Source organism: Saccharicrinis aurantiacus, from assembly GCF_947489045.1.
Lineage (GTDB): Bacteria > Bacteroidota > Bacteroidia > Bacteroidales > Marinilabiliaceae > Saccharicrinis > Saccharicrinis aurantiacus.
This window is the reverse complement of sequence record NZ_CANLCN010000008.1, coordinates 1-24,637: the sequence shown is the minus strand read 5'-3', so window position 1 is coordinate 24,637 and position 24,637 is coordinate 1. Positions and strand designations below refer to the sequence as shown.

General features: G+C 35.4%; 24 protein-coding genes and 2 tRNA genes. 13 read left to right on the top strand and 13 right to left on the bottom strand.

The features are described from left to right. Window positions 1-355: 355 nt before the first annotated feature. The 10 genes from rimO to QMO11_RS10760 all read right to left on the bottom strand — a co-directional run bounded on the left by rimO (window position 356) and on the right by QMO11_RS10760 (window position 11,078). A complete protein-coding gene (gene rimO / locus QMO11_RS10805) occupies window positions 356-1,648 on the bottom strand; it encodes a 30S ribosomal protein S12 methylthiotransferase RimO (RefSeq protein ID WP_282037269.1) in 1,293 nt (430 codons plus the stop codon). Window positions 1,649-1,764: 116 nt separating this feature from the next. Beyond that, window positions 1,765-2,715: a signal recognition particle-docking protein FtsY gene (gene ftsY, locus QMO11_RS10800; RefSeq protein ID WP_075603592.1), complete on the bottom strand. Its 951-nt coding sequence runs from the start codon at window positions 2,713-2,715 to the stop codon at window positions 1,765-1,767. A 222-nt stretch (window positions 2,716-2,937) separates the two neighbouring features. Then, the gene (locus QMO11_RS10795; RefSeq protein ID WP_075603591.1) at window positions 2,938-3,090 is read right to left on the bottom strand and encodes a DUF4295 domain-containing protein; all 153 of its coding nucleotides are present in this window, start codon (window positions 3,088-3,090) and stop codon (window positions 2,938-2,940) included. 10 nt (window positions 3,091-3,100) lie between these two features. Next, window positions 3,101-3,289, bottom strand: coding sequence for a 50S ribosomal protein L33 (rpmG, locus tag QMO11_RS10790; protein WP_075603590.1), 189 nt, complete (start codon window positions 3,287-3,289; stop codon window positions 3,101-3,103). Between the two features lie 14 nt (window positions 3,290-3,303). Further along, window positions 3,304-3,546: a 50S ribosomal protein L28 gene (rpmB, locus tag QMO11_RS10785; protein ID WP_075603589.1), complete on the bottom strand. Its 243-nt coding sequence runs from the start codon at window positions 3,544-3,546 to the stop codon at window positions 3,304-3,306. Window positions 3,547-3,705: 159 nt separating this feature from the next. Next, window positions 3,706-4,941, bottom strand: a complete 1,236-nt coding sequence (locus QMO11_RS10780; RefSeq protein ID WP_282037265.1) for a CinA family nicotinamide mononucleotide deamidase-related protein — start codon at window positions 4,939-4,941, stop codon at window positions 3,706-3,708. A gap of 77 nt (window positions 4,942-5,018) precedes the next feature. After that, window positions 5,019-6,257: a M48 family metallopeptidase gene (locus QMO11_RS10775; protein WP_282037264.1), complete on the bottom strand. Its 1,239-nt coding sequence runs from the start codon at window positions 6,255-6,257 to the stop codon at window positions 5,019-5,021. 128 nt (window positions 6,258-6,385) lie between these two features. Further along, entirely contained in the window at window positions 6,386-7,183 is a 798-nt protein-coding gene (lgt, locus tag QMO11_RS10770) for a prolipoprotein diacylglyceryl transferase (RefSeq protein ID WP_282037263.1), read from the bottom strand. A gap of 82 nt (window positions 7,184-7,265) precedes the next feature. Further along, complete coding sequence (gene secA, locus QMO11_RS10765) at window positions 7,266-10,568, bottom strand: preprotein translocase subunit SecA (RefSeq protein WP_282037262.1); 3,303 nt, start codon at window positions 10,566-10,568, stop codon at window positions 7,266-7,268. A 108-nt stretch (window positions 10,569-10,676) separates the two neighbouring features. Further along, window positions 10,677-11,078, bottom strand: coding sequence for a hypothetical protein (locus QMO11_RS10760; RefSeq protein ID WP_282037260.1), 402 nt, complete (start codon window positions 11,076-11,078; stop codon window positions 10,677-10,679). 370 nt (window positions 11,079-11,448) lie between these two features. Between QMO11_RS10760 and QMO11_RS10755 the strand changes: the two genes are divergently transcribed. From QMO11_RS10755 to QMO11_RS10715, 9 genes are all read left to right on the top strand, one after another. Then, a complete protein-coding gene (locus tag QMO11_RS10755; protein WP_282037259.1) occupies window positions 11,449-11,973 on the top strand; it encodes a flavodoxin domain-containing protein in 525 nt (174 codons plus the stop codon). Between the two features lie 142 nt (window positions 11,974-12,115). Further along, a complete protein-coding gene (locus tag QMO11_RS10750) occupies window positions 12,116-13,441 on the top strand; it encodes a pyridoxal phosphate-dependent aminotransferase (RefSeq protein ID WP_282037258.1) in 1,326 nt (441 codons plus the stop codon). Window positions 13,442-13,610: 169 nt separating this feature from the next. After that, window positions 13,611-13,835, top strand: a complete 225-nt coding sequence (locus QMO11_RS10745; RefSeq protein WP_075603582.1) for a 4Fe-4S dicluster domain-containing protein — start codon at window positions 13,611-13,613, stop codon at window positions 13,833-13,835. 88 nt (window positions 13,836-13,923) lie between these two features. After that, entirely contained in the window at window positions 13,924-15,009 is a 1,086-nt protein-coding gene (locus QMO11_RS10740) for a 3-methyl-2-oxobutanoate dehydrogenase subunit VorB (RefSeq protein ID WP_075603581.1), read from the top strand. A gap of 5 nt (window positions 15,010-15,014) precedes the next feature. Beyond that, window positions 15,015-15,776: a thiamine pyrophosphate-dependent enzyme gene (locus QMO11_RS10735; RefSeq protein WP_075603580.1), complete on the top strand. Its 762-nt coding sequence runs from the start codon at window positions 15,015-15,017 to the stop codon at window positions 15,774-15,776. A 92-nt stretch (window positions 15,777-15,868) separates the two neighbouring features. Then, on the top strand, window positions 15,869-16,414 hold the full coding sequence (locus QMO11_RS10730; RefSeq protein WP_075603579.1) for a 2-oxoacid:ferredoxin oxidoreductase subunit gamma family protein: 546 nt from the start codon (window positions 15,869-15,871) through the stop codon (window positions 16,412-16,414). A gap of 128 nt (window positions 16,415-16,542) precedes the next feature. Beyond that, window positions 16,543-17,319 carry an N-acetyltransferase gene (locus QMO11_RS10725; protein ID WP_282037251.1) on the top strand — a complete coding sequence of 259 codons (777 nt, stop codon included), beginning with the start codon at window positions 16,543-16,545 and terminating at the stop codon, window positions 17,317-17,319. 7 nt (window positions 17,320-17,326) lie between these two features. Further along, entirely contained in the window at window positions 17,327-17,848 is a 522-nt protein-coding gene (locus QMO11_RS10720; protein WP_282037249.1) for a hypothetical protein, read from the top strand. Window positions 17,849-18,188: 340 nt separating this feature from the next. Then, window positions 18,189-18,827, top strand: coding sequence for a DsbA family oxidoreductase (locus QMO11_RS10715; RefSeq protein ID WP_282037247.1), 639 nt, complete (start codon window positions 18,189-18,191; stop codon window positions 18,825-18,827). 98 nt (window positions 18,828-18,925) lie between these two features. Here QMO11_RS10715 and QMO11_RS10710 read toward each other — a convergent pair whose 3' ends face one another. Continuing rightward, window positions 18,926-19,933 carry a zinc-binding alcohol dehydrogenase family protein gene (locus QMO11_RS10710; RefSeq protein ID WP_282037246.1) on the bottom strand — a complete coding sequence of 336 codons (1,008 nt, stop codon included), beginning with the start codon at window positions 19,931-19,933 and terminating at the stop codon, window positions 18,926-18,928. Between the two features lie 303 nt (window positions 19,934-20,236). Between QMO11_RS10710 and QMO11_RS10705 the strand changes: the two genes are divergently transcribed. The 4 genes from QMO11_RS10705 to QMO11_RS10690 all read left to right on the top strand — a co-directional run bounded on the left by QMO11_RS10705 (window position 20,237) and on the right by QMO11_RS10690 (window position 24,281). Continuing rightward, window positions 20,237-20,998 carry a hypothetical protein gene (locus QMO11_RS10705; RefSeq protein WP_282037244.1) on the top strand — a complete coding sequence of 254 codons (762 nt, stop codon included), beginning with the start codon at window positions 20,237-20,239 and terminating at the stop codon, window positions 20,996-20,998. A 17-nt stretch (window positions 20,999-21,015) separates the two neighbouring features. Further along, window positions 21,016-22,089, top strand: a complete 1,074-nt coding sequence (locus QMO11_RS10700) for a PCMD domain-containing protein (RefSeq protein ID WP_282037242.1) — start codon at window positions 21,016-21,018, stop codon at window positions 22,087-22,089. 53 nt (window positions 22,090-22,142) lie between these two features. After that, on the top strand, window positions 22,143-23,306 hold the full coding sequence (locus QMO11_RS10695; RefSeq protein WP_282037241.1) for a BamA/TamA family outer membrane protein: 1,164 nt from the start codon (window positions 22,143-22,145) through the stop codon (window positions 23,304-23,306). A 174-nt stretch (window positions 23,307-23,480) separates the two neighbouring features. Next, on the top strand, window positions 23,481-24,281 hold the full coding sequence (locus QMO11_RS10690) for an RluA family pseudouridine synthase (RefSeq protein WP_282037239.1): 801 nt from the start codon (window positions 23,481-23,483) through the stop codon (window positions 24,279-24,281). A gap of 179 nt (window positions 24,282-24,460) precedes the next feature. Here the strand turns inward: QMO11_RS10690 and QMO11_RS10685 are convergent. Both QMO11_RS10685 and QMO11_RS10680 read right to left on the bottom strand, forming a co-directional pair. Further along, window positions 24,461-24,534: transfer RNA gene (locus tag QMO11_RS10685), tRNA-Arg, on the bottom strand. A gap of 27 nt (window positions 24,535-24,561) precedes the next feature. Beyond that, window positions 24,562-24,635 (bottom strand) — tRNA-Arg (locus tag QMO11_RS10680). Window positions 24,636-24,637 lie beyond the last annotated feature (2 nt).

The following is a 24,637-nucleotide window of genomic DNA, read 5'->3' as shown; positions in this document are numbered from 1 at the left end:
AATACTCGTATAGCACTGTCACTTTATAGCTATAACAAAGTACACTTGTATTTTACGAGAGCTAAGAGATTGGATTCTAATATAGAAAGCATCAGAGTGATTTATTTTTGATTAAACCAGTTTGTTTATGCATGCGCTTCTGCAGTGCGGATAGAAGTGGCAGTAAGTGCTTTGGTTTACCTTTCTTTTAAGGAGAGCGGAGGCGACCGCAGGAAGCCCACGCACCGACTATAAAAGAATGTAAAGCAGAGTGCTTGCTATAACGGATAGCCGCTTAACTGCCCTAATACTAAAAATGCCCTCAAACCAAACTACGATGAGAAAGGTTTGAAGGCAAATATTTATTTTGTGTTTGCTACTTACTTAGCTTTGCGAATAAATCGAAGGACTCTGCTCCGGTAATTTCGGCTTGGATGAAAGTACCTACTTTAATAGCTGCGTCTTTTTCGATAAGCACCTCAGGATCGACCTCAGGAGAATCAAACTCAGTACGACCAATGAAATAATCTTCCTCTTCGCGATCGACAATTACTTGCATTGTTTTACCAATTTTCTCTTGATTTATTTCCCAACTAATTTGCTCTTGCACCTGCATAATAGCATCAGCACGCTCTTGCTTTACTTCTTGCGGTACATCATCTTCGTAGTTACGGTAAGCGTGTGTATCTTCCTCGTGTGAATAAGGGAAAACGCCTAAACGCTCAAAACGCATTTCTTTTACAAAATCTAGCATCTCTTGGAAATCTTGCTCCGTTTCGCCAGGATGACCCGTAATCATTGTGGTACGAATATGAATACCCGGAACTTCTTTTCTGATGCGCTCAATAAGTTTATAAGTCTCTTCTTTAGTAACATGTCGACGCATGGCCTTAAGCATTGGGTCGGAGATATGTTGCAGTGCTAAATCGAGATAATTACAAACATTTGGATGCGCATTCATCACCTTTAACAGGTTGTAAGGGAAGCCCGCAGGATAAGCATAATGCAATCGAACCCACCCAATACCTTCTACATCGGCAATTTGATTGGTGAGCTCTGCCAAACGAGGCTGCTTGTACATATCGAGTCCGTAAAAAGATAAATCTTGTGCAATTACTTGCAATTCTTTTACGCCTTGAGCAGAAAGTTTCTCGGCTTCATCGACCAACTGCTCCATTGGTTTTGACTGATGTTTACCCGTAATTAATGGGATGGCGCAATACGAACATGAACGATTACAGCCTTCTGATATTTTGAAGTATGCATAATGCCCCGGCGTTGTTAAACTACGCTCGTTAATTAAATCAGCACGGTAGGTTTGCCCTAAGTCTTCCACTATTTGTTTCCAATCGAACTTACCATATATGGCATCCACCTCGGGTAATTCTTCTTTTAATTGTGCTGAGTAACGCTCAGATAAGCATCCCATAACAATTAACTTTTTAAGATTTCCGCGCTTTTTAGCTTCGGCAAAATCTAATATTGTTTCGATAGATTCTTCTTTGGCATCGCCAATAAAACCGCAGGTATTAATAATGGCAATATCTCCTTCGGGCTTATCAGCATCGTGAGCTACTGTAAATCCACCGGCTTTAAACTGGCGAATTAATGCTTCAGAATCCACCAAGTTCTTAGAACACCCTAAGGTGACTACATCAATCTTCTTCATATCGTTTTTATAAGTAAAAGACAATTGCTTTTCGCGATGTCTAACTTCAAATATTATTCCATAAAAAATGGCTACCCAATAAACAGGTAGCCAAGTATATTGTTTTTGTAGAAGTGCTAATTAAAAAGCGAATCTACAAATTCATTTTTATCAAAAACTTGTAAATCATCAATTCCCTCGCCAATACCAATGTATTTCACCGGAATTTGAAACTGATCTGAAACTCCGATTACAACACCACCTTTAGCGGTTCCATCGAGTTTGGTTATTACCAAAGCATTTACTTCGGTAGCTTTAGTAAATTCTTTAGCTTGCTCAAAGGCGTTTTGCCCGGTTGAGCCATCTAATACTAAAATAATTTCGTGCGGTGCATCAGGCACCACTTTTTTCATCACACTTTTTACTTTAGTTAACTCATTCATTAAGTTAACCTTATTGTGTAAACGTCCGGCTGTATCAACAATTACCACATCGGCATTTTGCGATTTAGCTGAAGATAATGTATCGAAAGCAACCGAAGCAGGATCAGAACCCATGGTTTGCTTTACTAATGGTACATCTACCCTATCGGCCCACACTTGTAATTGCTCAATAGCTGCTGCTCTAAAAGTATCGGCAGCACCTAAAACTACAGACTTACCTGCTGCTTTAAACTTATGAGAGAGTTTACCAATGGTTGTTGTTTTACCAACACCATTAACACCTACAACCATAATTACATATGGATCTTTACTCTCAGGTAATTGAAAATCGCCAACAGATTGCGCTTCATTCTCTGAAAGCAACTTGGCAATTTCTTCTTTTAATAGTGAATTTAGCTCAGAGGTACTTAAGAACTTATCTTCTGCAACGCGCTTCTCAATACGTTCAATAATTTTAATAGTAGTATCCACACCAACATCAGAGGTGATTAAAACCTCTTCAAGTTCATCGAGAACACTATCATCAACCTTTGACTTACCGGCAACAGCACGTGTTAATTTTTTAAAGACGCTTTCTTTGGTTTTTGCTAAACCCTTATCTAAGCTCTCTTTTTTTTCTTTTGTAAACCTTCCGAATAAACCCATATTCTATTTAATAATTAATCTCTACCTCTAATATTAATTCTTAAAGGAATTATTAGATGACAAATAAAAGTGCAAAACATTAATACTAAATTGTTTTACACAGCTACCTATTTCAATAATTTGAGGTTTAAAGATAGACAAAAATATTATGTTAGCACATAACAAAAAAGCTTCCTTTTAAATAAAGGAAGCCTTTTTGATAATATCTAATGTTATATCAAATTATTTTTTGAAATAACCTTTTACTTCTTCGTTGGTAACTATTTCTTCTTTAAAAGAATATGCTCCACTTTTTGGTGATTTTACCATTTTGATCACTTTTGTGTGACCTTTACCACCACCTGATTGTAACGTTGCTACTGATTTCTTAGCCATAATACAAGATTTACTTGATTTCTCTATGTACAGTATAACGCTTCAAAATAGGGTTATACTTTTTAAGTTCCATTCTATCGGGAGTGTTTTTTCTGTTCTTAACAGTTATGTAACGGCTTGTTCCAGCCATACCACTCTCTTTGTGCTCTGTGCATTCAAGAATTACTTGAACTGCATTTCCTTTTGATTTTTTAGCCATCTCTCTAGTCCTCCTTAAAATTTAGTTATAAAACCTTTTTCCTTAGCGGATTTCAAAGCAGCTAATAAACCAACTTTGTTAATCATTCTAAGACCTGATGCTGACACACGAAGGTCAACCCAACGCTCCTCTTCCATTAAGAAGAAACGCTTCTTAAATAGATTCACATCAAATCTTCTTTTGGTTCTTCTCTTAGAGTGAGAAACATTGTTCCCAGTTAAGAACCTTTTTCCAGTTATTTGACAAACTCTTGACATTTTTTCAACCGTTTTTTCGGATACATTTTCAAACAGAGCGCAAAATAAGCGTTTTTAATTATAAATAGCAAACAAACAGCTTATTATTTTCATAAAATTATATAGAAAAAACGGTTTGCTTTGGTGATAATTCTATTAATACAAAATTTAACATAAAACTTAACCCACCAACTCTTTTAACATTACTAGAGCCATATCACTCGCTCTTTCAATATTCCTTTCACGTATTGTGCCAAAATTAAAGCATCTACTTATTGTTTTATTCGAGTCACATACAGCAATCCAAACCGTTCCAACAGGTTTTTCATCACTACCTCCATCAGGCCCAGCAATACCTGAAGTTGCTACAGCATAATCGGCTCCTAAGCTTAAACGGACTCCTTGTGCCATTTGCTCAACAACAGGTTCACTAACAGCGCCATAATTATTTATATCAAGGAAATTAACTCCTAATACATTTTGTTTTACAGCATTACTATAAGCTACAACACTACCGACAAAGAAAGCTGAACTTCCGGGAATTGATGTAATTTGATGGGCAATATTACCCCCAGTACAACTTTCAGCCGTAGCCAAAGACAACTTTTTATCAGTAAATAATTTTGCTAGAATTGAGGCTACTGATTCATCAGAGAAAGCCAAAATAGAATCTCCAATTATTGGGATTAATTTATCAATTTGCTCTTGTATACTATTTTGTAAAACACCTTCATCCTCTCCCCTTGCACTTAGTCGCAAACGAATACGACCGGGAGCAGGTAAATAAGCCAAACTTATAGAACTAGGCAAAGCACACTCCCAATCTTCTAACATTTCTGCTAAAACAGCCTCAGGAATACTATGAACTAAAATGGTTTTATGCACAATTGCAGCTCCTCCAAACTTAGTTTTTAAACGAGGAATAATTGAATTATTCATTACATGCTTCATCTCTGATGGAACACCGGGCATCGATACATAAATAGTGTTTTTATAATCAAACCACATTATTGGAGCGGTACCAACTGCATTTCTAATAACCTCACAGTTTTCGGGCACTAAAGCTTGTTGCTTATTAAAGTCGTTTAAACTAGCAACTCGGCCTTTTAAGAAACGTTTTACATCATGAAAAACATCCGCATTATGCACTAATTTAGTATCAAAATATTTACATAAAGTAGTTTTAGTAATATCATCTTTAGTTGGCCCCAGACCTCCTGTTATTAATACCACATCACACCGGTTGCTACTTTCTGCAAGCACATTTAATATTTCTTCTTCGGAATCACTTATTGAATTAATTCGTGAAACTTCGAAGCCAGCTTCATTTAAATGCTGTCCTATCCAAGCTGAGTTGGTATCGATAACCTGACCAATTAACAATTCATCTCCGATAGTTACAATTTCTATTTTCATATTTACCAATATTTTCAGGAAGCAATCAATAGACTTTATCTATTTTATTATAAATACACATTCAGTATTATTCCGAATTATTTTTCAAACTTTCTCAGAGCTTCAATTCGCTGCAATAAAGGCGGATGCGAATAATGAAAGAACACATACAATGGATGTGGTGTTAGGTTACTCAACGCCTTAACTGAGATTATTTTTAACGCACTAATAAGTGATTTGGCATTATGGTATTTCGCAGCGAAAGCATCTGCTTCGTATTCGTTTTTACGGCTAAATATAGATGAAAACATGCCGCTTATTCCAGATATAGGACTGTACAAAATTCCGAAGGCAATTAATGCAATATGAAATACAGGTTCGTTTACCCCTAGGGCAGCTGACAAATCTACCGACCCAACAAATAATGAGAATATAAATAACATTACGCCAGTTTGCAAAATGCCAATTATCATCCCCCACAAAGTATGTTTCTTTTTATAATGGCCTATTTCGTGAGCCAAAACACCAACTACTTCTTCAACAGACAAATCGTTAACTAAAGTATCATATAATACAATTCGCTTTTTCGAACCCAAACCACTAAAAAAAGCATTGGCTTTTGTACTACGTTTTGATCCATCCATAATAAAAATATTATCTAGTTTAAAGCCTACTTTATCACTAAATAACTGAATGGCTGTTTTTAATTCACCATCTTCTAAAGGAGTTTGCTTATTAAAAAGCGGTAGCAATAATGAAGTATAGAACGTAGTTATAAAAAGCATGAATACCGTAACTAATGCCCATGCATACAACCAAAAATAAATGCCCGTAGCGGTATAGAACCAAATAATTAAAGCCAATATACCACCGCCAAGGATTGCCCCAATCAGAAGAGACTTAAGCATATCCAGCACAAAGGTTTTCGCATCCGTTTTATTGAAGCCAAACTTTTCTTCAATTACAAAAGTACTGTATAAAGAGAATGGAATATTTAATAATGTAGATGCAAAACCTATTACTCCGAAGAAAATAAGCGCGCGTAAAATAGGACTATCTGAGATGCTTAAAGCCCAATTATCTACAAAAGCAAAACCATCAAAAATAATCATTAAAACGATCAACAATAAAGAGTAAACCCCGGTAACCCAACCAAACTTATAATTTACTTTTGAGTAACTTTGTTGTTTTGCGTATTCTTCATCATTATAAATACTTGATAATTCGCTCGGAACTTTAGAATTCCATTTTGTGGTATTTAGATAGAGTAAGAATCTATCCCAAAAGAATTCAACTATTATTAGGGTAAGGATGATATAAAAAATTGTCTGCGACATATGTATCAAATTATTCGATGAACTACTTTATGATTTACAACAAAGCCCGTTGAAAGTTCAACAGGCTTATGAATATTTTTAAAATGAAACAGGTGCAAAAATTATTACACATGAACATTTACTTAATTTTATTTTTTGTCAATTAATTTTGGTGCCTTTGCTACTAAATAGATACCCGCTAAAACAAATGGTATACTCAACCACTGTCCCATATTAAGCATCATATCAGCTTCAAAAGCTTTTTGATCTTCCTTAACAAACTCTATGAAGAATCGAGCGGCAAAGCATCCTATTAAGAAAGTTCCAAAAATAAGACCTGTTCTTTCTTTAGCTCTGGTTTTCCAATACATCCATAATGTGAGACCAAATAAAGTTAAATACGCCAATGCTTCATAAATCTGAGTAGGATGCTTAGGCATATCTTCGCCATTATTGGCAAAAATAATCCCCCATGGCAATTCTGTTACATGTCCATAAATTTCGGAATTCATTAGGTTACCCATTCTAATAAAAAATGAAGCCAATGCTATGGGCACAATTAAGCGATCGAGCGTCCACAATGGCGACTTCTTAGTAACCTTCTTAGAATAGATAATTATGGCTAATATGATACCAATTGCTCCACCATGACTAGCTAAACCACCGTGCCAAACCATAAGAATTTCCCCAATATTTTGGGAGTAATAAGCCCAATCGTAAAAAAACACATGTCCTAAACGAGCGCCTACTATGGTAGCAATTACCACGTACATAAATAGTTTTTCTAACCATGGTAAAGGAATTTTTTCTGACTTAAACATACGCTCAAGCAAATTATACCCTAACATGAACGAGATAGCAAAAAACAATCCGTAGTACCTAACAGATATTGGACCGAAAGAAAAAATTTCAGGGTCTACAGTCCAAGTAATAAAGTTTAGCAACATAATTATACTTTTTTAGCCTGAGGCAATCATTTACATTGCCTACAGGCTAATTAAAAATCACTTTTATATTTTCAGGTAAGAACTACGCTATGCCCTTACCGTGACATTGTTTGTATTTTTTACCACTTCCACACGGACAAGGCTCATTACGACCCACCTTTTTCTCGGCTCTAATAGGCTCTGATTTTGGCTTTTGACGCTCGCGCTCTTCTCCTGCTCTAGGGTATTCATCTTTGGTTGTTTTAAGCTGGCTCATATCCTGACGCTTACGAACTTGTTCCTCTTGAATTTCTTGTGGATCACGCACTGGAATATTTGCTTTTACTAAAGTAGCTACAACATCCTTATTAACTTGTTCCATCATCTTTTTAAAGAGACCGAAAGATTCAAACTTATAAATCAACAATGGATCTTTTTGCTCGTAAGATGCATTCTGAACCGAAGTTTTCAAGTCATCTAACTCACGCAAGTGTTCCTTCCAAGCATTATCAATTGTCATTAAAATAATGGCTTTTTCGAATGATTTTACCAAATCTTTACCCTCAGTATTGTAGGCTTTTTCAAGATTGGTAGTAATCTGCATTATTTTTTGACCATCCGTAAACGGTACAACAATGTTTTTGTATTGCTGAGCTTTTGTTTCATACACATCCTTAATTACAGGATAAGCCTGAGTTGCAATGGCTTCAATTTTACGTTGGTAAGTTCCCCAAACCTCAGTATTTAATTGCTCTACCATTTCTGCTGGATTTCCTTTTAGGAAGTCTGCTTCAGCAAACGGTGATTTCATTGAGAATACACGAATTAAATCCATCTCAAAATTAGCGTAATCACCATTCTCTTGATGCTCATTTACCAAACTCTCACAAGTATCGTAAATCATATTCGATAAATCAAGTTGGATACGCTCACCATGCAAGGCATGACGACGCTTTTTGTAAATCACCTCACGTTGCGAGTTCATTACATCATCATACTCAAGCAAACGCTTACGAATACCAAAGTTATTCTCTTCAACTTTCTTTTGTGCACGCTCAATAGACTTAGTAATCATTGAATGCTGAATTACTTCACCATCTTCAACGCCTAATTTATCCATATATTTTACAATACGCTCTGAACCAAACAAACGCATTAAATTATCCTCAAGCGAAACAAAGAATTGCGAGCTACCCACATCTCCTTGACGACCTGCACGACCACGTAACTGGCGATCGACACGACGAGACTCATGACGCTCTGTACCTACAATTGCTAAACCTCCAGCTGCTTTAACTTCGTCGGATAATTTAATATCAGTACCACGACCAGCCATATTGGTAGCAATAGTAACCACACCGCCAGCACCAGCTTCGGCAACAATATCGGCCTCACGTTGGTGTAACTTCGCATTTAATATATTATGCTGAATACCTTGTATTTTAAGCATTCGGCTTAACAATTCTGAAATCTCTACAGAAGTTGTACCCACAAGTACTGGACGTCCTTTTTTTACAAGCTGTACAATTTCTTCACTTACTGCATTGTATTTTTCGCGATTGGTTTTATAAACCTTATCCTCCATATCAGCCCTAGTAATTGGCCTATTGGTAGGTATAACAACCACGTCTAATTTATAGATATCCCATAACTCACCAGCTTCCGTTTGGGCAGTACCCGTCATACCCGAAAGCTTTTTATACATTCTAAAGTAGTTCTGTAAAGTAACTGTAGCATATGTTTGGGTTGCCGCCTCTACTTTAACACGCTCCTTAGCCTCAATAGCTTGATGTAAACCATCAGAATAACGACGGCCCTCCATAATTCGGCCAGTTTGCTCATCAACAATCTTAACCTTGTTGTCCATCACCACATACTCCGTATCCTTTTCGAATAAAGTATATGCCTTCAATAATTGGTTAATGGTATGTACACGCTCCGATTTTACCGAATAATTCTGAAGCATCTCATCCTTCTTAGCCACTTTAGCCTCCTCATCAATTGAAGACTTTTCAAGCTCTGCAATCTCAGAACCAATATCTGGTAATATAAAGAAGTTTGGATCTTCTGTAGATCCTGTAATCAGATCAATACCCTTTTCTGTTAACTCAATTGAGTTGTGTTTTTCATCAATAACAAAAAATAACTCATCAGTAACAATGTGCATATTTTTATTATTCTCTTGCATATAAAAGTTCTCTGACTTAATCATGGCCGACTTCATCCCTGGCTCACTTAAGAACTTAATCAATGGCTTAGTACGCGGTAAACCTTTGTATACTCTTAATAACAATAAAGCACCTTCTTCTGCAACTTTAGAATCTGATGATTTCATTTTCTTTTTAGCCTCAACTAAAATACCTGACACCAACTGTCGTTGTACTTCAACTAACTTTTCAATTTTCGGCTTTAAATCTTCAAATAATTGATCATCGCCTTTAGGTACAGGACCTGAAATAATTAATGGTGTACGAGCATCATCAATTAATACGGAGTCAACCTCATCCACAATTGCATAATTATGTTTTGGCTGTACTAAATCATCTGGTGAAGTAGCCATATTATCTCTTAGGTAATCAAAACCAAATTCATTGTTGGTTCCAAAAGTAATATCACTACGGTATGCCTTACGACGCTCAGGAGAATTAGGACGGTGCTTATCAATACAATCAACTGACAAACCGTGGAACTGATAAATTGGTCCCATCCATTCACTATCACGTTTTGCTAAGTAATCATTTACTGTTACAACATGCACTCCTCTGCCTGAAAGGGCATTTAAGAATACTGGCAAGGTAGCCACTAAAGTTTTACCTTCACCCGTTGCCATCTCAGCAATTTTACCTTGATGAAGTGCTACACCACCAAACAACTGTACATCATAGTGAATCATTTCCCAAGTTACCTCAGTACCACCAGCATCCCACGAGTTGAACCAAATAGCTTTATCATCCTCAATCTCAACAAAATCGTTGCTTGGTGCAAGGTCTCTATCGAAATCTGAAGCTGTAACCTCAATGTTTTCGTTATTTGTAAACCTACGAGCCGTATCTTTAAGAATTGCAAATGCTTCAGGTAAAGCATCCGTTAAAGCTGTTTCAAGCTTTTCATCAATTGTTTTTTCAAGCGCATCTATTTCATCATAAATTTTCTCTCGTTCCGAGATATCTACTGAAATATCTTCAGTTTTAGCTTTGAGCTCTGTAATTCTATCAGACTCTGTTTTATACGAGTCTCTTATTTTATTTTTAAGATCCTGAGTTCTTTGACGCAATTCGTCGTGAGTAAGTTTCTCTAATTCAGGACTTACTTTTTTTACTAAATCAACAATAGGATTTAACTCTTTTAAATCTCTATCATACTTACTACCAAACATTTTGGTAAGTAAATTTCCAAATACTGCCATGCTTTTAATATAAACGGTTTAGAGTAAAATTTACTCTGAATGTTATTATAAGATAAATTGATAAGAATTTCACTCCACGCATAAGCGATCGAGCAAAATGAGAAGAACCTAAGAAAGGACAGGACCAGCCCGAGAGGGACATCCTAATAAAATATGTGGTTCTTTTAAATAGTTTTGATGTCTTAATGTTATTGAATTGAGCAAAGGCAATTCAAACAATTGAGCACTAAGCTGAATAGCAACAGGTGAATGATTAAATGGGAGCTTTTTAACTACCTCATTTTCTCTGCCAGACTTAATCAGATTCTGAATTCTAGATTGACGATTCGCAATACTCTTATTAGATTTTTTTGCTACATCAGCTTTATTATTTAAAGCCAACTCCAAATCAAAACCTAGACTACTTAACTGTTTTTGAGAAATATCAGCAGACGGAGATACACACGATACTGTCATCAGTATAGTGATACTCAATAATTTTAATGCAGATATGTCTTTTTCAGCTTTCATAATTCTGAACAAATGTAACAAATTATAAGTGCGAAAATGCAATGCAAACTTATTTTTTTAGATGGAGTAAACTGTTGCAATATCTTTATATATAAAATACAACACTATTATTACATTACACACATTCACTATTTGAAAATTCAACCAATCTATTAACACGCTATTTTAATTGCAATCTATTCATACTCCTAAAATCGACCACAAAAAAGATAAAGGTACACACTGCAAAAATTTGATTATATATTCTCTAATCAAAATCACAAAGAAAATAGCAAGGAGCGACTTCCTTATGAGTTTTGTTATTGTTTAATTTCAGGATAAACAAGATATTTAAGCAAGGATTGCTTTATAACTTTTTAATACACCAATTATGCAGAAAACTGGTATTTTTTATGGCCCTGAAAAAGGTAGTGTGAGTAAAGTAGCAAAAATTATTGCTACAGAATTAGGTGAAGGTAATAGTGAATTAATGCCCATAAAAGAAGCAAGCCCTGCTGAAATTGAAAAGTTCGAACATATTATCTTTGGAATATCAACTTTAGGAAGAACCAATTGGGACTCGGATCACGATGATAACGATTGGGATCAATTCTTCACCCAATTATCTAAGATAAACTGGGAAGGTAAGAAGGTTGCCATTTATGGCTTGGGAGATCACATCAATTACCCCGATCATTTTGTAGATGCAATAGGGTGGCTAAATGAAAAACTAAAACCCTACAATGTTGAAGTAGTTGGTAAGTGCGAAGCCGAAGAATATCAATTTAATGATTCCGAGGCTTTGGAAGGATTATTTTTTGCAGGCTTACCGATAGATGAAGACAACGAAGCTGAAAAAACATTAGCTAGAGTTAGAAATTGGTTAAAAAAACTAAGTCAAGAACATACTTTTTAAATGTTAGTAGGCTAATTGTATACCCAACAATATAAATATTATGTACTAAAAAACAACTGAATAGTAATAATTTACACAACTCATTAATGAAATAAATACTAGACGAAGTGTGGTTAAAGATTTAAACTAAATCAATTGCATTATGCAAACTCCTATTTCAAATAATATTATCAATGAAGCATTGCAAAAGTTTCCCATTCAGGATATGGAGAAAGCCACCATAAGGGAAATTGTAACATTAGTAAATTATATTGAAAATAAAACCAAGCAACGCTTTATTAGAATGGAAATGGGAGTTCCTGGACTTCCTCCTTCTCGGGTTGGCATCAAAGCTGAAATTGATGCACTAAAAAAAGGAGTTGCATCAAAATACCCCATGCTAGAGGGTATTGAGGAATATAAATATCAAGCATCTCGGTTTGTAAAAGCATTTATGAATATTGACCTTGACCCGCAAGGTTGCATTCCAACCGTTGGCACAATGCAAGGAGCCTATGCATGCTTTATGGCTATAGGCCACATTAACCCTAAAAAAGACACCTTCCTATTTATCGATCCAGGATTCCCTGTGCAGAAACAACAGTTGAATGTACAAGGCTTCAAACATTGCTCATTTGATATTTATGAGTACAGAGGTCCTAAACTTGAGGCCAAACTTAAAAACATTCTTAGCAAAGGAAATATAAACTCAATTATATATTCTAATCCTAACAATCCAACTTGGATGTGTTTGCACGATGACGAACTTGAAATCATAGGAAAGCTGGCTACCAAATACGATGTAATAGTTATTGAAGACTTGGCATATTTTGGGATGGATAACAGAATTGATATCTCTACACCCTACCAAGAACCTTATCAAGCTACCGTTGCTAAATACACCAATAATTACCTTCTACTGATCTCCAGCTCTAAGGTTTTTAGTTATGCAGGACAGCGGATTGGGACACTTTGCATCTCTAATACATTATACAATCGTTATTTTGAATCATTAAAATTAAGCTTTGGAATAGGAAATTTTGGCCGTGTAATTATTGGAAGAATATTATATTCATTATCTTCGGGCGCCAGTCATTCGGCACAGTATGCCATTGCAGCTATTTATAAAGCAGCTTGTAATGGAACATACAACTTTTTAGAAGAGGTAAAAGAGTATAGCAAAAGAGCAATTTTAATGAAACAAATATTTATAGACAATGGATTTACCATTGTTTATGATTACGATGTTGAGGAAAAAATTGCAGATGGATTTTATTTTACAATAGCATACCCTGGATTTACAGGCGGAGCATTACTTAAGGAATTATTACACTTTGGTGTAAGCGCAATTACATTAGGTAATACCGGGAGCTGTAAACAAGGACTCAGGGCATGTGTTTCTCAAACCCAATTGAGTAGATTAAATGTTCTATCGGATAGACTAGAACAATTCAATCGTTACTGCACTAGCAAAATAATCAGAAAGTAGTATTGTTAAAACGGAATAGTATTTCGTTGTTTAGTATCTTTTTAAATAAGGATGGTAAGATATTTGATAATAGCCAGATAGCACAAGCTATGGTTGTGCTATGATCGCTATCATAAATAAGACTTATAGAATTGCATAAATTTGCACAAAATATAATACAAACTAAGATATGGCAAAAGCTAAAGGAGCAATAGTGGTTGATACAGTAAAATGTAAAGGTTGCGAATTGTGTATGGTTGCTTGTCCGACCAATGTAATTGTTATGGCAAAAGAAGTTAACGGTAAAGGATATCATTATTCTACACCAGGTAACCCTGATGCTTGCATAGGATGCACAAACTGTGCTGTAGTATGCCCAGATAGTTGCATAACTGTTTACAGAGCAAAAGCATAAATTAAATTACCTAATCAATCTCAAATTATTGTTTAAACAAGTAGTGAATTTTCAGTAATTCACACTTTAAATAAGAAATTACTTTCAGATGAAGGAATTAAAGCTAATGAAGGGTAATGAAGCCATTGCCCACGCAGCAATACGTTGCGGTGTTGATGGATATTTTGGATATCCGATCACACCTCAAAGTGAAATAATGGAAACCTTAATGGAAGAACAACCGTGGTTAGATACAGGCATGGTTGTATTACAAGCCGAAAGCGAAACAGCATCTATAAACATGGTTTATGGTGGTGCAGGCTGTGGTAAAAAAGTGATGACTTCTTCATCAAGCCCCGGCGTGAGTTTGATGCAAGAAGGATTAAGTTATATGGCAGGAGCCGAATTACCATGTGTTGTTGTTAATGTTGTACGAGGAGGTCCTGGTTTAGGAACTATTCAACCTGCTCAATCCGATTACTTTCAATCGGTAAAAGGTGGTGGACATGGCGATTATAAGCTAATTACATTAGCTCCTGCATCTGTGCAAGAAATGGCCGACTTTGTTGATTTAGCTTTTGAATTATCATTTAAATACCGTAACCCAGCTATGATTCTTAGTGATGGTGTTATTGGCCAGATGATGGAGAAGGTAGAACTTCAACCATTTAAGCCAAGAATGACTGAAGAAGAAATTGTTGCCAAATATGGCGATTGGGCAACTACAGGAAGAACTAGCAATAGAAAACGCAATGTAATCACCTCGGTATCTTTAGATTCTGAATATATGGAGGAGCACAATCATAAACTTCAGGCTAAATACAAAGCTTGCGAGGAGGATGAAGTACGCTACGAAGAAATCATGTGCGAAGATGCCGATTATATTTTAGTCGCTTACGGATCTAGTGCTCGTATTTGTCAAAAAGCAGTGGAAATTGCGCGTGAGCAAGGTATCAAAGCCGGATTATTACGTCCAATCACATTATTCCCTTTCCCAACTAAACAATTGCAAAAATTAGCTCAATCGGCTAAAGCCATGTTAAGTGTTGAGATGAGTGCCGGACAAATGGTAGAAGATGTTAAACTATCGGTAAACGGAGCTATCCCGGTTGAGCATTACGGAAGAATTGGTGGTATTATTCCATCACCAGGCGAAGTGGTTGATGCATTGAAGTCTAACTTTATACAAGGGTAATTACTATGGATATTAAGGATATAATTAAAGACGAGAACGTTATATATAAAAAGAGTGCAGTTCTTACTGATAACGAAATGCACTACTGTCCGGGTTGTACACACGGGGTTGTTCATAAGCTTATTGCCGAAGTTATTGAAGAGTTAGGCATTCAAGATACTACCATTGGTATTGCGCCTGTTGGTTGTGCTGTTTTTGCGTACGACTATTTAGAAATTGATTGGCAAGAAGCGGCTCACGGTCGTGCCCCAGCATTGGCCACAGCTGTTAAGCGTTTAATGCCCGAGAAAATGGTATTCTCGTACCAAGGCGATGGCGATTTAGCTGCCATTGGTACTGCCGAAACTATCCACGCTTGTAACCGCGGTGAGAATATTGTAATGGTATTCATCAACAATGGTATTTATGGTATGACAGGTGGACAAATGGCTCCAACCACCTTACAAGGTATGAAAGCTTCTACTTGTCCGTTTGGTAGAGAACCACAACAAGATGGTTTCCCATTAAAAATAACAGAAATATTAGCTACACTGCCTGGTACTTCATTTGTAACACGTCAATCGTGTCACACAGCAGCATCGGTACGTAAAACTAAAAAAGCATTAATTAAGGCTTTTAAGAACCAACAAGCTGGCAAAGGTACTTCATTAGTTGAGGTGGTTGCAACTTGTAGTTCGGGATGGAAACAATCTCCAACTAAATCGAATGATTGGATGGTTGAAAATATGTTCCCATTCTATCCTCTTGGAGATTTAAAAGATGAGTAATTAAATGTGGTAGATGAGATATAAACTCCTCTGCCCTATTTTTTATCTAAGGTTTGATGATACATTTCTCAGACCGATGAAAATTAATTAAAATGAAGGAAGAAATAATTATAGCTGGTTTTGGTGGTCAAGGTGTACTTTCGATGGGTAAAATTTTAGCTTACTCAGGCGTAATGCAAGATATGGAAGTATCATGGATGCCATCATACGGTCCAGAGATGCGTGGTGGTACAGCTAATGTAACCGTAATTTTATCTGACGATCGTATTAGCTCGCCAATATTACACGAGTACGATACTGCCATTATTCTAAATCAGCAATCTTTAAATAAGTTTGAAAAAGAAATAAAGCCAGGTGGTATTCTTTTGTACGATGGAAATGGAATTCAAAACCATCCTACACGTAAAGATATTAGAATATACAGAATTGATGCTGCGGCTGAAGCTGCCAAAATGCAGTCGGCCAAAACATTTAACATGATTGTTTTAGGTGCTTACCTTAAAGTGCAACCTATTGTAAAAATGGAAAACGTGCTTAAAGGATTAAAAAGCTCTTTACCCGAAAGACATCATCATTTAATTCCACTTAACGAAAAAGCCATTAACCGTGGCGAAGAAATCGTTTACGAAGTAAAGTAAACATTCAAAACACAATTTTTAAAAACCACCATTAGGTGGTTTTTTTGTTTGTATATATTCTCATTTATTTCCGATCTTTATAACTTAGATTTGATGAATAAACCCTAACAGAATACAAACGCTCCTCTATGAAAGAAATTATTGAGTTAAATGCCGATAACATTAAATCAGAGCATATCTGCTGTGCTATTTCTGATAAAAAATGTACCGATAGTTATGAGCTAAAAAAGCAATGGCTAACTAATGAATTTAGGCATGGATACAAATTTCTAAGACTTAATGAACGCGCCAAAGTTTTTATTGAATACTGCAATGCTGAAAAAGCTTGGGTCCCAATTGATGCCCCTAATTATACGTTTATAGGATGCATGTGGGTTTCTGGCAAATACAAACAGAATGGTTATGGAAAAGCACTTCTCCAGAAAGCCGAAAACGAAGCTAAGGCCCTTCAGAAAGATGGACTAGTCACCATAGTTGGCACAAAGAAATTTCATTTTATGAACGATACCAAGTGGCTATTAAAACAAGGCTTTGAGGAAGTTGAAAAATTGCCTTATGGATTTAGTCTCTTGACAAAAACCCTTCGAAAAACAGCACCAAAACCCAAGTTTAAAGCATGTACAGAACTAGGAGAAACTCCTAATAAAAATGGGATAACAGTTTATTTCACAAACCGCTGTCCTTTTTCTGAATATCATGTGATGAACTCTTTAAAAGAAGTTGCAACAACCAGAAATTTAAACCTTGAACTTATTAAACTTTCTACTTTAGAAGAGGCACAAAGTGCTCCTACTCCGGCAACTATTTTCAGCCTATTTTATAATGGTAAATTTATAACTACCGACATAAGCGTTTGTATGGAAAGTAGATTTGATAAAACAATTGAGAAATTTTTAAAGAATTAGCATACTGATGACTGAGGATAATTTAATAGATGAACTGTTACATATTTCAGGCAAAAAAGCGGTTTTAAAAATAATTGAAGAATTACAATATAACACCGAAGCAATAGACCAAATATATACTTTAACCAAACACTCTAATATCAAAGTAAAATGGCGTGCTGCTTGGGTTTTCGAGCATTTGTATTTTCTAAAGAAAGACGACTTACAACACTATTTACCCGATATAATTGAAAGATTACCCAATGAAGTTTCTGATGGTAACAAACGGCATTTCTCTAAAATTATTTCGTTTAGTGATGTAAATAATATGATTAATGGTGATTTTATTAATACCTGCTTTAATTGGCTTATGTCGGAAAATATACCAGTTGCAGTTAAAGCTCATTGCATGCAAATACTTTATAATGTTTGCAAAGAATACCCGGATTTAAAAGGTGAGTTAATTGAAGTTATAGAGTCGCAAATAGATAATAACTCAGTAGGTTTTAAAAGTAGAGGTCGTAAAATAATAAATGCATTGAATAAATAAATTACTCTATTAATTAAGGAATAATATCACACCCTTCTTAGCTTTCATAAGCTTCAAAAACAATATTTGTAGCCAATCTTAAACATGCCAATGTTAATTTTAAGAGGAACTTATTCTCGCCATTGATTGCTTATAGCATTTGGCAATAAACCATTTTATTAATTTGGAGTTGTATAGTAGGCTGTATTAAGGGGCTTATTTTTACTTGGCTTGAACCCAACCGGCTTAGGGATAGAAACGGCATCCTTTGTGAGCCCATTATGGCGAAACAAAGATATAGTGAATAGCCCGCCCTGCAAGGGAAGCCCCTAATTAATAAAAATTTTAATAAACTTTGAAAATGAGTGAAAAGATAAAAATAGATATTGTTTCAGACGTAGTTTGTCCTTGGTGTATTGTGGGGTATAAAAGATTACAAAGAGCGATTACCGAGTTACAAATTGAAGATAGAGTGGAGATTGAATGGCATCCGTTTGAATTGAACCCAAATATGCCTGCTGAGGGACAGGAGATTGTTGCTCATCTTAATGAGAAGTATGGTTCGACTCCTGAACAGATTGAAGGTTCGTTGCAACATTTAACAAACTTGGGTGCCGAACTGGATTTTGAGTTTGACTATTTTAAGGGCATGAGAATGCTGAATACCAGAGAGGCACATTTGCTGCTTGATTTTGCAAAAGAAAATGGGAAACAAACTGAATTAAACCTTCGCTTGGTTAGTGATTTTTTTACCAACAGAAAAGATATTTCGGATAGGGCAGTTTTACTTGAGGCAATTAAAGATGTTGGATTAGATGCTGATAAAGCTCTGGCAATTTTAAATGACAAGAATAAACTTAAGGATATTATTGAGAAGGAAGAAGCATGGAGACGATCGGGCGTTAATAGTGTACCAACTATTATTGTGGCTGATAAGGAACCCGTTATTGGAGCACAAGCAATTAGTGTATTTAAAGATACTTTGAATAGGTATTTGTAATCATGTACAATTGCTGACTTTAGATTACACTTCTTTTTAAAATATTGCTGCAAAATAAGAGCGTTCCTGAAATAATTTTGGAACGCTCAATATGATAATCACTCGAATCCACCCAAAACATTTTTACCTATTACGGTTCCTGTTTCTTGAATTCGGTGTGCTTCTTTAAGGTTTTCGACAGATAGATTGCCCAAATTATTAGTAACTGTAGATACCAAAGTACCATCATCAATCAACTCTGAAACACGATTTAGCAAGTGATACTGAGCGTTTATATCATCGGTATTAAACATTGAACGCGCAAACATAAACTCCCAACTAAAACTTAAAGCCTTTGGTTTAATGATATTAATATTTAGATTGGCAGGATCATCAATTAAGGCGATATGACCTCTTGGTTTTATGAGGTCAACTATAGTATTGAAATGCTGATCGGTTGCATTTAGTGATGCTACATATTTTGGTTGGAGACCCAATTCTTTTACTTGTTCGGATAAAGAATTACGGTGATTTACCACATAATCGGCACCCATTTTCTTAACCCATTCAATACTATCTGGTCTGGATGCAGATGCAATTACGGTAAGCTGAGTTAACTTTTTAGCAAGCTGAATTAAAATAGATCCTACTCCACCAGCTCCGCCAACTATTAGAATACTTTCGCCGGCTCCGCCACCTTCTGAAATTTTTAAAGAATCAAATAAAATCTCCCAAGCTGTTATTGAGGTTAAGGGTAAACCTGCTGCCTCTGGAAAATTAAGACTTTTGGGCTTGCGACCTACAATTCTCTCATCAACCACATGATACTCTGCATTGGTTCCCTGGCGGGTAATATCGCCTGCATAAAATACCTCATCACCAATTTTATATTGTGTCACAGCACTGCCTACTTCCGCTACAATACCTGATGCATCGTAACCAATTATCTTAGCACCTGATTCTGGACCCATTGAAGCCCTTACTTTCACATCAACCGGATTAACTGAAATCCCTTTTACCTGAACTAAAATATCATGCACTTTTAATTTTGGTTTTTCTACATCCAATAAAATGAATGAATCCAGGGCGTTAATAGCCCCTGCTTGCTTATATCCAATTGCTTTCATTTTTATAATTGTATTAGTACTTAAACAAAACTTATAATTAGTGCTAATGTTTAATACCAATTAATTCTTTTGCAGCAGGAGTAAAAGAATACTAAGCCTAATTGCAAATCAACCTTTTAAGGTATAATACCTGCTTCAAAATTACTATTGAAGATTAAGAAAGAATAGTTTAACTTAAGAACAAGTTATTGAACTTTTTGTTATGTTCATAATCCATAGTTAGATTACACTTGTATACCTAAACATCCATAATAAAAAGATATAGACTAATTAAAATCCCAACTCTATAAAAATCCTAATACAATGAAACTCAGAAAAACTATAAGTATTTCCATCATCCTATTTCTGGTATTTAATTGCTCCATTATTTATAGTCAGAATGATAGAAAAAGTAGTGATTACTCTCCATACGAATTATTATCAAGTTACTACAATAACGACTTTACCCCTTTTAAAAAGGGCAGCTGGTATGTAGGTATGGGATTTGATTTTAGTGATCAGCAGAGTTTAAATACAAAGGGATTATTTCAAAACATAATAGATGGAAATGATGTGAATTACAGCATAAAATTTAAAGGAGGTTATTATACTGGAAACTATGGTATGATTGGTCTTAATTTTGAGATGTACGAAAATGAGTTTAATGGCATTGTATTCAGAGATCCTGACACATTGCAAACCAACTCAATTACCCGCGGATACAGCATACAACCTAATGTAAGATCATCAGTACCTTTAACAAAGAATGAACGCCTGAGCTTTTTTACAGTTATTGGATTGGGTTACGGTATTGAGAATACTAATAATAGAGACATTGCCAATGTAGACGAAATAACAACAACATTTTCAACAACTCATAACATTGGTATCGGACTTAGTCCGGGTATTACCTTCTTTGCCATGGAAAATTTCGCATTTGAAATACAACTAAATGTATTGGGTTATAATGTAGAAATTACTGACACAACAATTGATGGACATGAAAAATCAAAAGATGTTCGCCATAATGTTAACTTCAATATTGACATATTAACCCTCGACCTAGGCTTGGCCTATTATTTTTAATCCAAAATTGCATTAACATGAATAAGCTATATATAATTACACTAGTTTTAATGCTTGTTATATCAGCTTGCATTAAAGAAGATCATTTCGGATTATCGAAATATGGTAACATTAAAATGATAGAAATTAGCAATCAGGCTAGTCAGGCTGTAATAAATTCAGATAGCCTTACTGCTACTATCGAAATTCCACCTGGGGTTGAAACTACAGCTTTGGAAGTAAAAACGCTAAAACTATCTTCATTTGCGAGATCAGATATTAATATTGGTGATGTTATTAACCTTTCCAATAATGTAGATATCAATATAACAGCTGAGGATGGAACTATTTATAACTGGCAAATCATTCCGTTTATCGCCTCAGAAAATCCTCCTCTGCCAAATGGTGATTTTAATATCTGGTATCAAACTCCAGAAGGTTATTACGAACCTGGCGAATCTGCTGAAACAACGATTTGGGGAACGGGTAATCCGGGCACACAAATATTAGGTTTAACTGCAACTACACCCTTTGAAATTGAAGATGAAAATTATGCCGCTAAAATGGAAACGCTTGATAATGGTAGTTTAGCCGGAGCTTTTGGAACACCCATTTCAGCAGGCTCTATATTTATAGGTAAATTTGATAAAAATGCCATTGACCCTTCTAACCCAGAAGCCGCTATTGATTTTGGATCTCCGTTTGCTAGTCGCCCTAAAAGCTTAAAATTTAAATATAAATATACTCCAGGCCCAGAAAACAAAGATAAAAATGGCAATATACTCCCTGAGGGTGATCTGTTAGATATCTATGCCTTACTAGAGGTAAGAACAGATAAAACCCGACGTTTGGCTACCGTATGGTTTAGAAATGGTGAAATACAAAATGAGTTAACTGAAAAATTAATAGAGTTTACCTATGGAGAACTTCCTAGCGATGCGCCAAACTACATGAAACCTACAGACGGTGAATATGTACCAGAGGATGCCGTAGACTATATTTTACCTACTCACATAACCTTTGTAGCATCATCAAGTTTCGATGGAGCTAACTTTGCTGGAGCCATTGGTAGTACCTTAATAATAGATGATGTAGAGCTAATTTATGAATAATTGATGCTTTAAAACGATAATACCATACTCATACACTTCTTAGAACTCTCAAAATGAATAACATAAAAACACTTTCACTCCTGATAATTATATTAGTAACTTCAGGCATCCAAGCTCAGAATGATAGCATTACATCTCCTTCAAAAAAAAAGGGAAAGATATCAATGCGAGATCCTGTTGATAATTCATTCGATTTAAGCTCCTTTTTATTAGAGCACCGTGGTCTCCTTCCCGTTCCTATGATAATTACAGAACCTGCTGTAGGCTATGGCGGTGGTGGTGCATTACTCTATTTTCATACGCGTAAAAAGGAATACAAAACTTATGTTCCACCTAATGTATCGGGTATAGCTGGGTTTGGAACCGAGAATAAAACTTGGGGTGCAGGTGCTTTTCATTCCCATATCTTTGGCGAGAATAGAGTTCGCACAATTACTGCAGTTTTTAAACCCGATGTTTGGATTAACTATTACGGAAACAACAATCCTATTCTTAGTAAGAATCCTATTAATTTAAATATGGACGCTTGGCTTATTTATCAAAGCGTACAATATAGATTATCAACCAGTAAGTTTTACATAGGAGCTTCTTATTTATATTTCAATAACCAAATGAGAATAGATACCATCCCGGGAAAACCATTGGTGAATGAAATTATTAAACGATTAGAAAAAAAGTCAGTTATTAGTACATTAAAACCAATGATTGAGTACGATAGCAGAGATAATGTATTTACTCCTACAAAAGGAATTGATGCCATACTTGCTTACAATTATTCAGCTAAATGGCTTGGTGCCGATGAAGATTATGGAGTTATCGATACTGATATTAAAGGCTTTGTTCCTTTTGGTGATAAAACCTATTCAACATGGAAATTCACTGGTAGTTACTTAGTTGGTGATGCCCCCTTTTATGCCTATCCTTTTATACAAATGCGTGGAATACCTGCCATGCGATATCAAAGCGATAATGTTATGGTGGCTGAAACGGAATGGAGATATAATGTATATAAACGATGGTCGTTAGTTGGCTTTACAGGAGCTGGTAAGGCTTTTCAATCATTTGATGCTTTTGAAGAAATTGATTGGGCCTATACAATAGGAACTGGCTTTAGGTATGAAATCGCTCGTATGTTAGGTGTTCATATGGGTACTGATTTTGCATGGGGAAATGGTGAAGATTTTGCCTTTTATATTGTTTTTGGGAGTTCTTTTTAATCTAAATTCCATTTATATTCTCTTCAGGTATGCCTGTTTATTCTTGAAAAGAATATTAGCTTTTCCGGATTTATTACTTTGATATAATGCCTGCACCTAATCTATAATCACCAATCTAAACCAATAAAAAATAACTACTTTCGTGGTTTATTTGAATAACGGAAACAAATTATTGTGAGCGAAAAGAAAACTATAGATAAGAAAACCAAAGCAAAACCTAAACACCAGCCATATGGTTTAACTATACTGCATGAGGATAGAGATATTATTGTTGTAGATAAAATAAATGGCCTTTTAACTGTTGGAACTGGTAAAGGAAATCTAAAAACAGCACATTCATTACTGAACAACTACGTTCAAAAAGGCAATAGTCGCTCTAAGAGTAAAGCTTTTATTGTCAATCCCATTGATAAAGAAACTTCGGGTATTGTAATATTTGCAAAAAGCGAGAAGGCCAAAAAGTATTTACAAACAGAATGGAACACATTTAATAAAAAATATCTTGCCGTAATTACAGGTACAATGCCTGAGATGAACGGATCAATCACTTCCTTTTTACAGGTTAATAAAGGGATACGAGTTTATTCTGTAGAGGACAAGGATAGTGGAAAGCCATCTAAGACAACCTATAAAACATTACAGGCAAACAAAAGATATAGCTTACTTGAGTTAGAATTACATACTGATTTTAAACACCAAATACTAGTTCATCTATCTGAAAATGATAGACCTGTATTAGGGGATAATATGTATGGAGAATATGATAAAGGAGCTAAAAGGTTAGCACTACACTCCTGCTCTCTTACAATAAAACACCCATTTAGCAAAAAGAAAATGACTTTTGAAACTGAAATACCGGACTTTTTTAAAGCTTTGGTAAAAATACCAACTAAGAAGTTAAAAAAGGATGCTGGAGAAAAGAAAATCTCGAAAAAACAAAAAGCAAAAAACAAACTTGCTAAAGGACACCAATAAGTGTTGGTATATTAATAAACTTTCACGTACTCTATCCTACAGATATTAAAAGAGAAATAAAGATAGTTTAAGTGATCCTACGAAATCAATTCACGTTGAACTAGACTAAACTATAAAAACAAAAAAGTCCGTAAATCATATGATTTACGGACTTTTGCTATAAAAGATATAGTACTAAGTGATCCCGTTAGGATTCGAACCTAAGACCCTCTCCTTAGAAGGGAGATGCTCTATCCAGCTGAGCTACGGGACCATCCTTTTTATTACATTCATTAATATGTGATCCCGTTAGGATTCGAACCTAAGACCCTCTCCTTAGAAGGGAGATGCTCTATCCAGCTGAGCTACGGGACCAT

Coding starts and splice junctions, on each gene's coding strand:
- QMO11_RS10720 (WP_282037249.1), top strand. CDS start 17,327: ATGACTGAGGATAATTTAATAGATGAACTGTTACATATTTCAGGCAAA.
- QMO11_RS10740 (WP_075603581.1), top strand. CDS start 13,924: ATGAAGGAATTAAAGCTAATGAAGGGTAATGAAGCCATTGCCCACGCA.
- QMO11_RS10705 (WP_282037244.1), top strand. CDS start 20,237: ATGAAACTCAGAAAAACTATAAGTATTTCCATCATCCTATTTCTGGTA.
- QMO11_RS10715 (WP_282037247.1), top strand. CDS start 18,189: ATGAGTGAAAAGATAAAAATAGATATTGTTTCAGACGTAGTTTGTCCT.
- QMO11_RS10745 (WP_075603582.1), top strand. CDS start 13,611: ATGGCAAAAGCTAAAGGAGCAATAGTGGTTGATACAGTAAAATGTAAA.
- QMO11_RS10710 (WP_282037246.1), bottom strand. CDS start 19,933: ATGAAAGCAATTGGATATAAGCAAGCAGGGGCTATTAACGCCCTGGAT.
- QMO11_RS10780 (WP_282037265.1), bottom strand. CDS start 4,941: ATGAAAATAGAAATTGTAACTATCGGAGATGAATTGTTAATTGGTCAG.
- QMO11_RS10735 (WP_075603580.1), top strand. CDS start 15,015: ATGGATATTAAGGATATAATTAAAGACGAGAACGTTATATATAAAAAG.
- QMO11_RS10755 (WP_282037259.1), top strand. CDS start 11,449: ATGCAGAAAACTGGTATTTTTTATGGCCCTGAAAAAGGTAGTGTGAGT.
- QMO11_RS10750 (WP_282037258.1), top strand. CDS start 12,116: ATGCAAACTCCTATTTCAAATAATATTATCAATGAAGCATTGCAAAAG.
- QMO11_RS10700 (WP_282037242.1), top strand. CDS start 21,016: ATGAATAAGCTATATATAATTACACTAGTTTTAATGCTTGTTATATCA.
- lgt (WP_282037263.1), bottom strand. CDS start 7,183: ATGTTGCTAAACTTTATTACTTGGACTGTAGACCCTGAAATTTTTTCT.
- QMO11_RS10695 (WP_282037241.1), top strand. CDS start 22,143: ATGAATAACATAAAAACACTTTCACTCCTGATAATTATATTAGTAACT.
- QMO11_RS10795 (WP_075603591.1), bottom strand. CDS start 3,090: ATGGCTAAGAAATCAGTAGCAACGTTACAATCAGGTGGTGGTAAAGGT.
- secA (WP_282037262.1), bottom strand. CDS start 10,568: ATGGCAGTATTTGGAAATTTACTTACCAAAATGTTTGGTAGTAAGTAT.
- rpmG (WP_075603590.1), bottom strand. CDS start 3,289: ATGGCTAAAAAATCAAAAGGAAATGCAGTTCAAGTAATTCTTGAATGC.
- QMO11_RS10730 (WP_075603579.1), top strand. CDS start 15,869: ATGAAGGAAGAAATAATTATAGCTGGTTTTGGTGGTCAAGGTGTACTT.
- QMO11_RS10775 (WP_282037264.1), bottom strand. CDS start 6,257: ATGTCGCAGACAATTTTTTATATCATCCTTACCCTAATAATAGTTGAA.
- rimO (WP_282037269.1), bottom strand. CDS start 1,648: ATGAAGAAGATTGATGTAGTCACCTTAGGGTGTTCTAAGAACTTGGTG.
- QMO11_RS10725 (WP_282037251.1), top strand. CDS start 16,543: ATGAAAGAAATTATTGAGTTAAATGCCGATAACATTAAATCAGAGCAT.
- rpmB (WP_075603589.1), bottom strand. CDS start 3,546: ATGTCAAGAGTTTGTCAAATAACTGGAAAAAGGTTCTTAACTGGGAAC.
- ftsY (WP_075603592.1), bottom strand. CDS start 2,715: ATGGGTTTATTCGGAAGGTTTACAAAAGAAAAAAAAGAGAGCTTAGAT.
- QMO11_RS10760 (WP_282037260.1), bottom strand. CDS start 11,078: ATGAAAGCTGAAAAAGACATATCTGCATTAAAATTATTGAGTATCACT.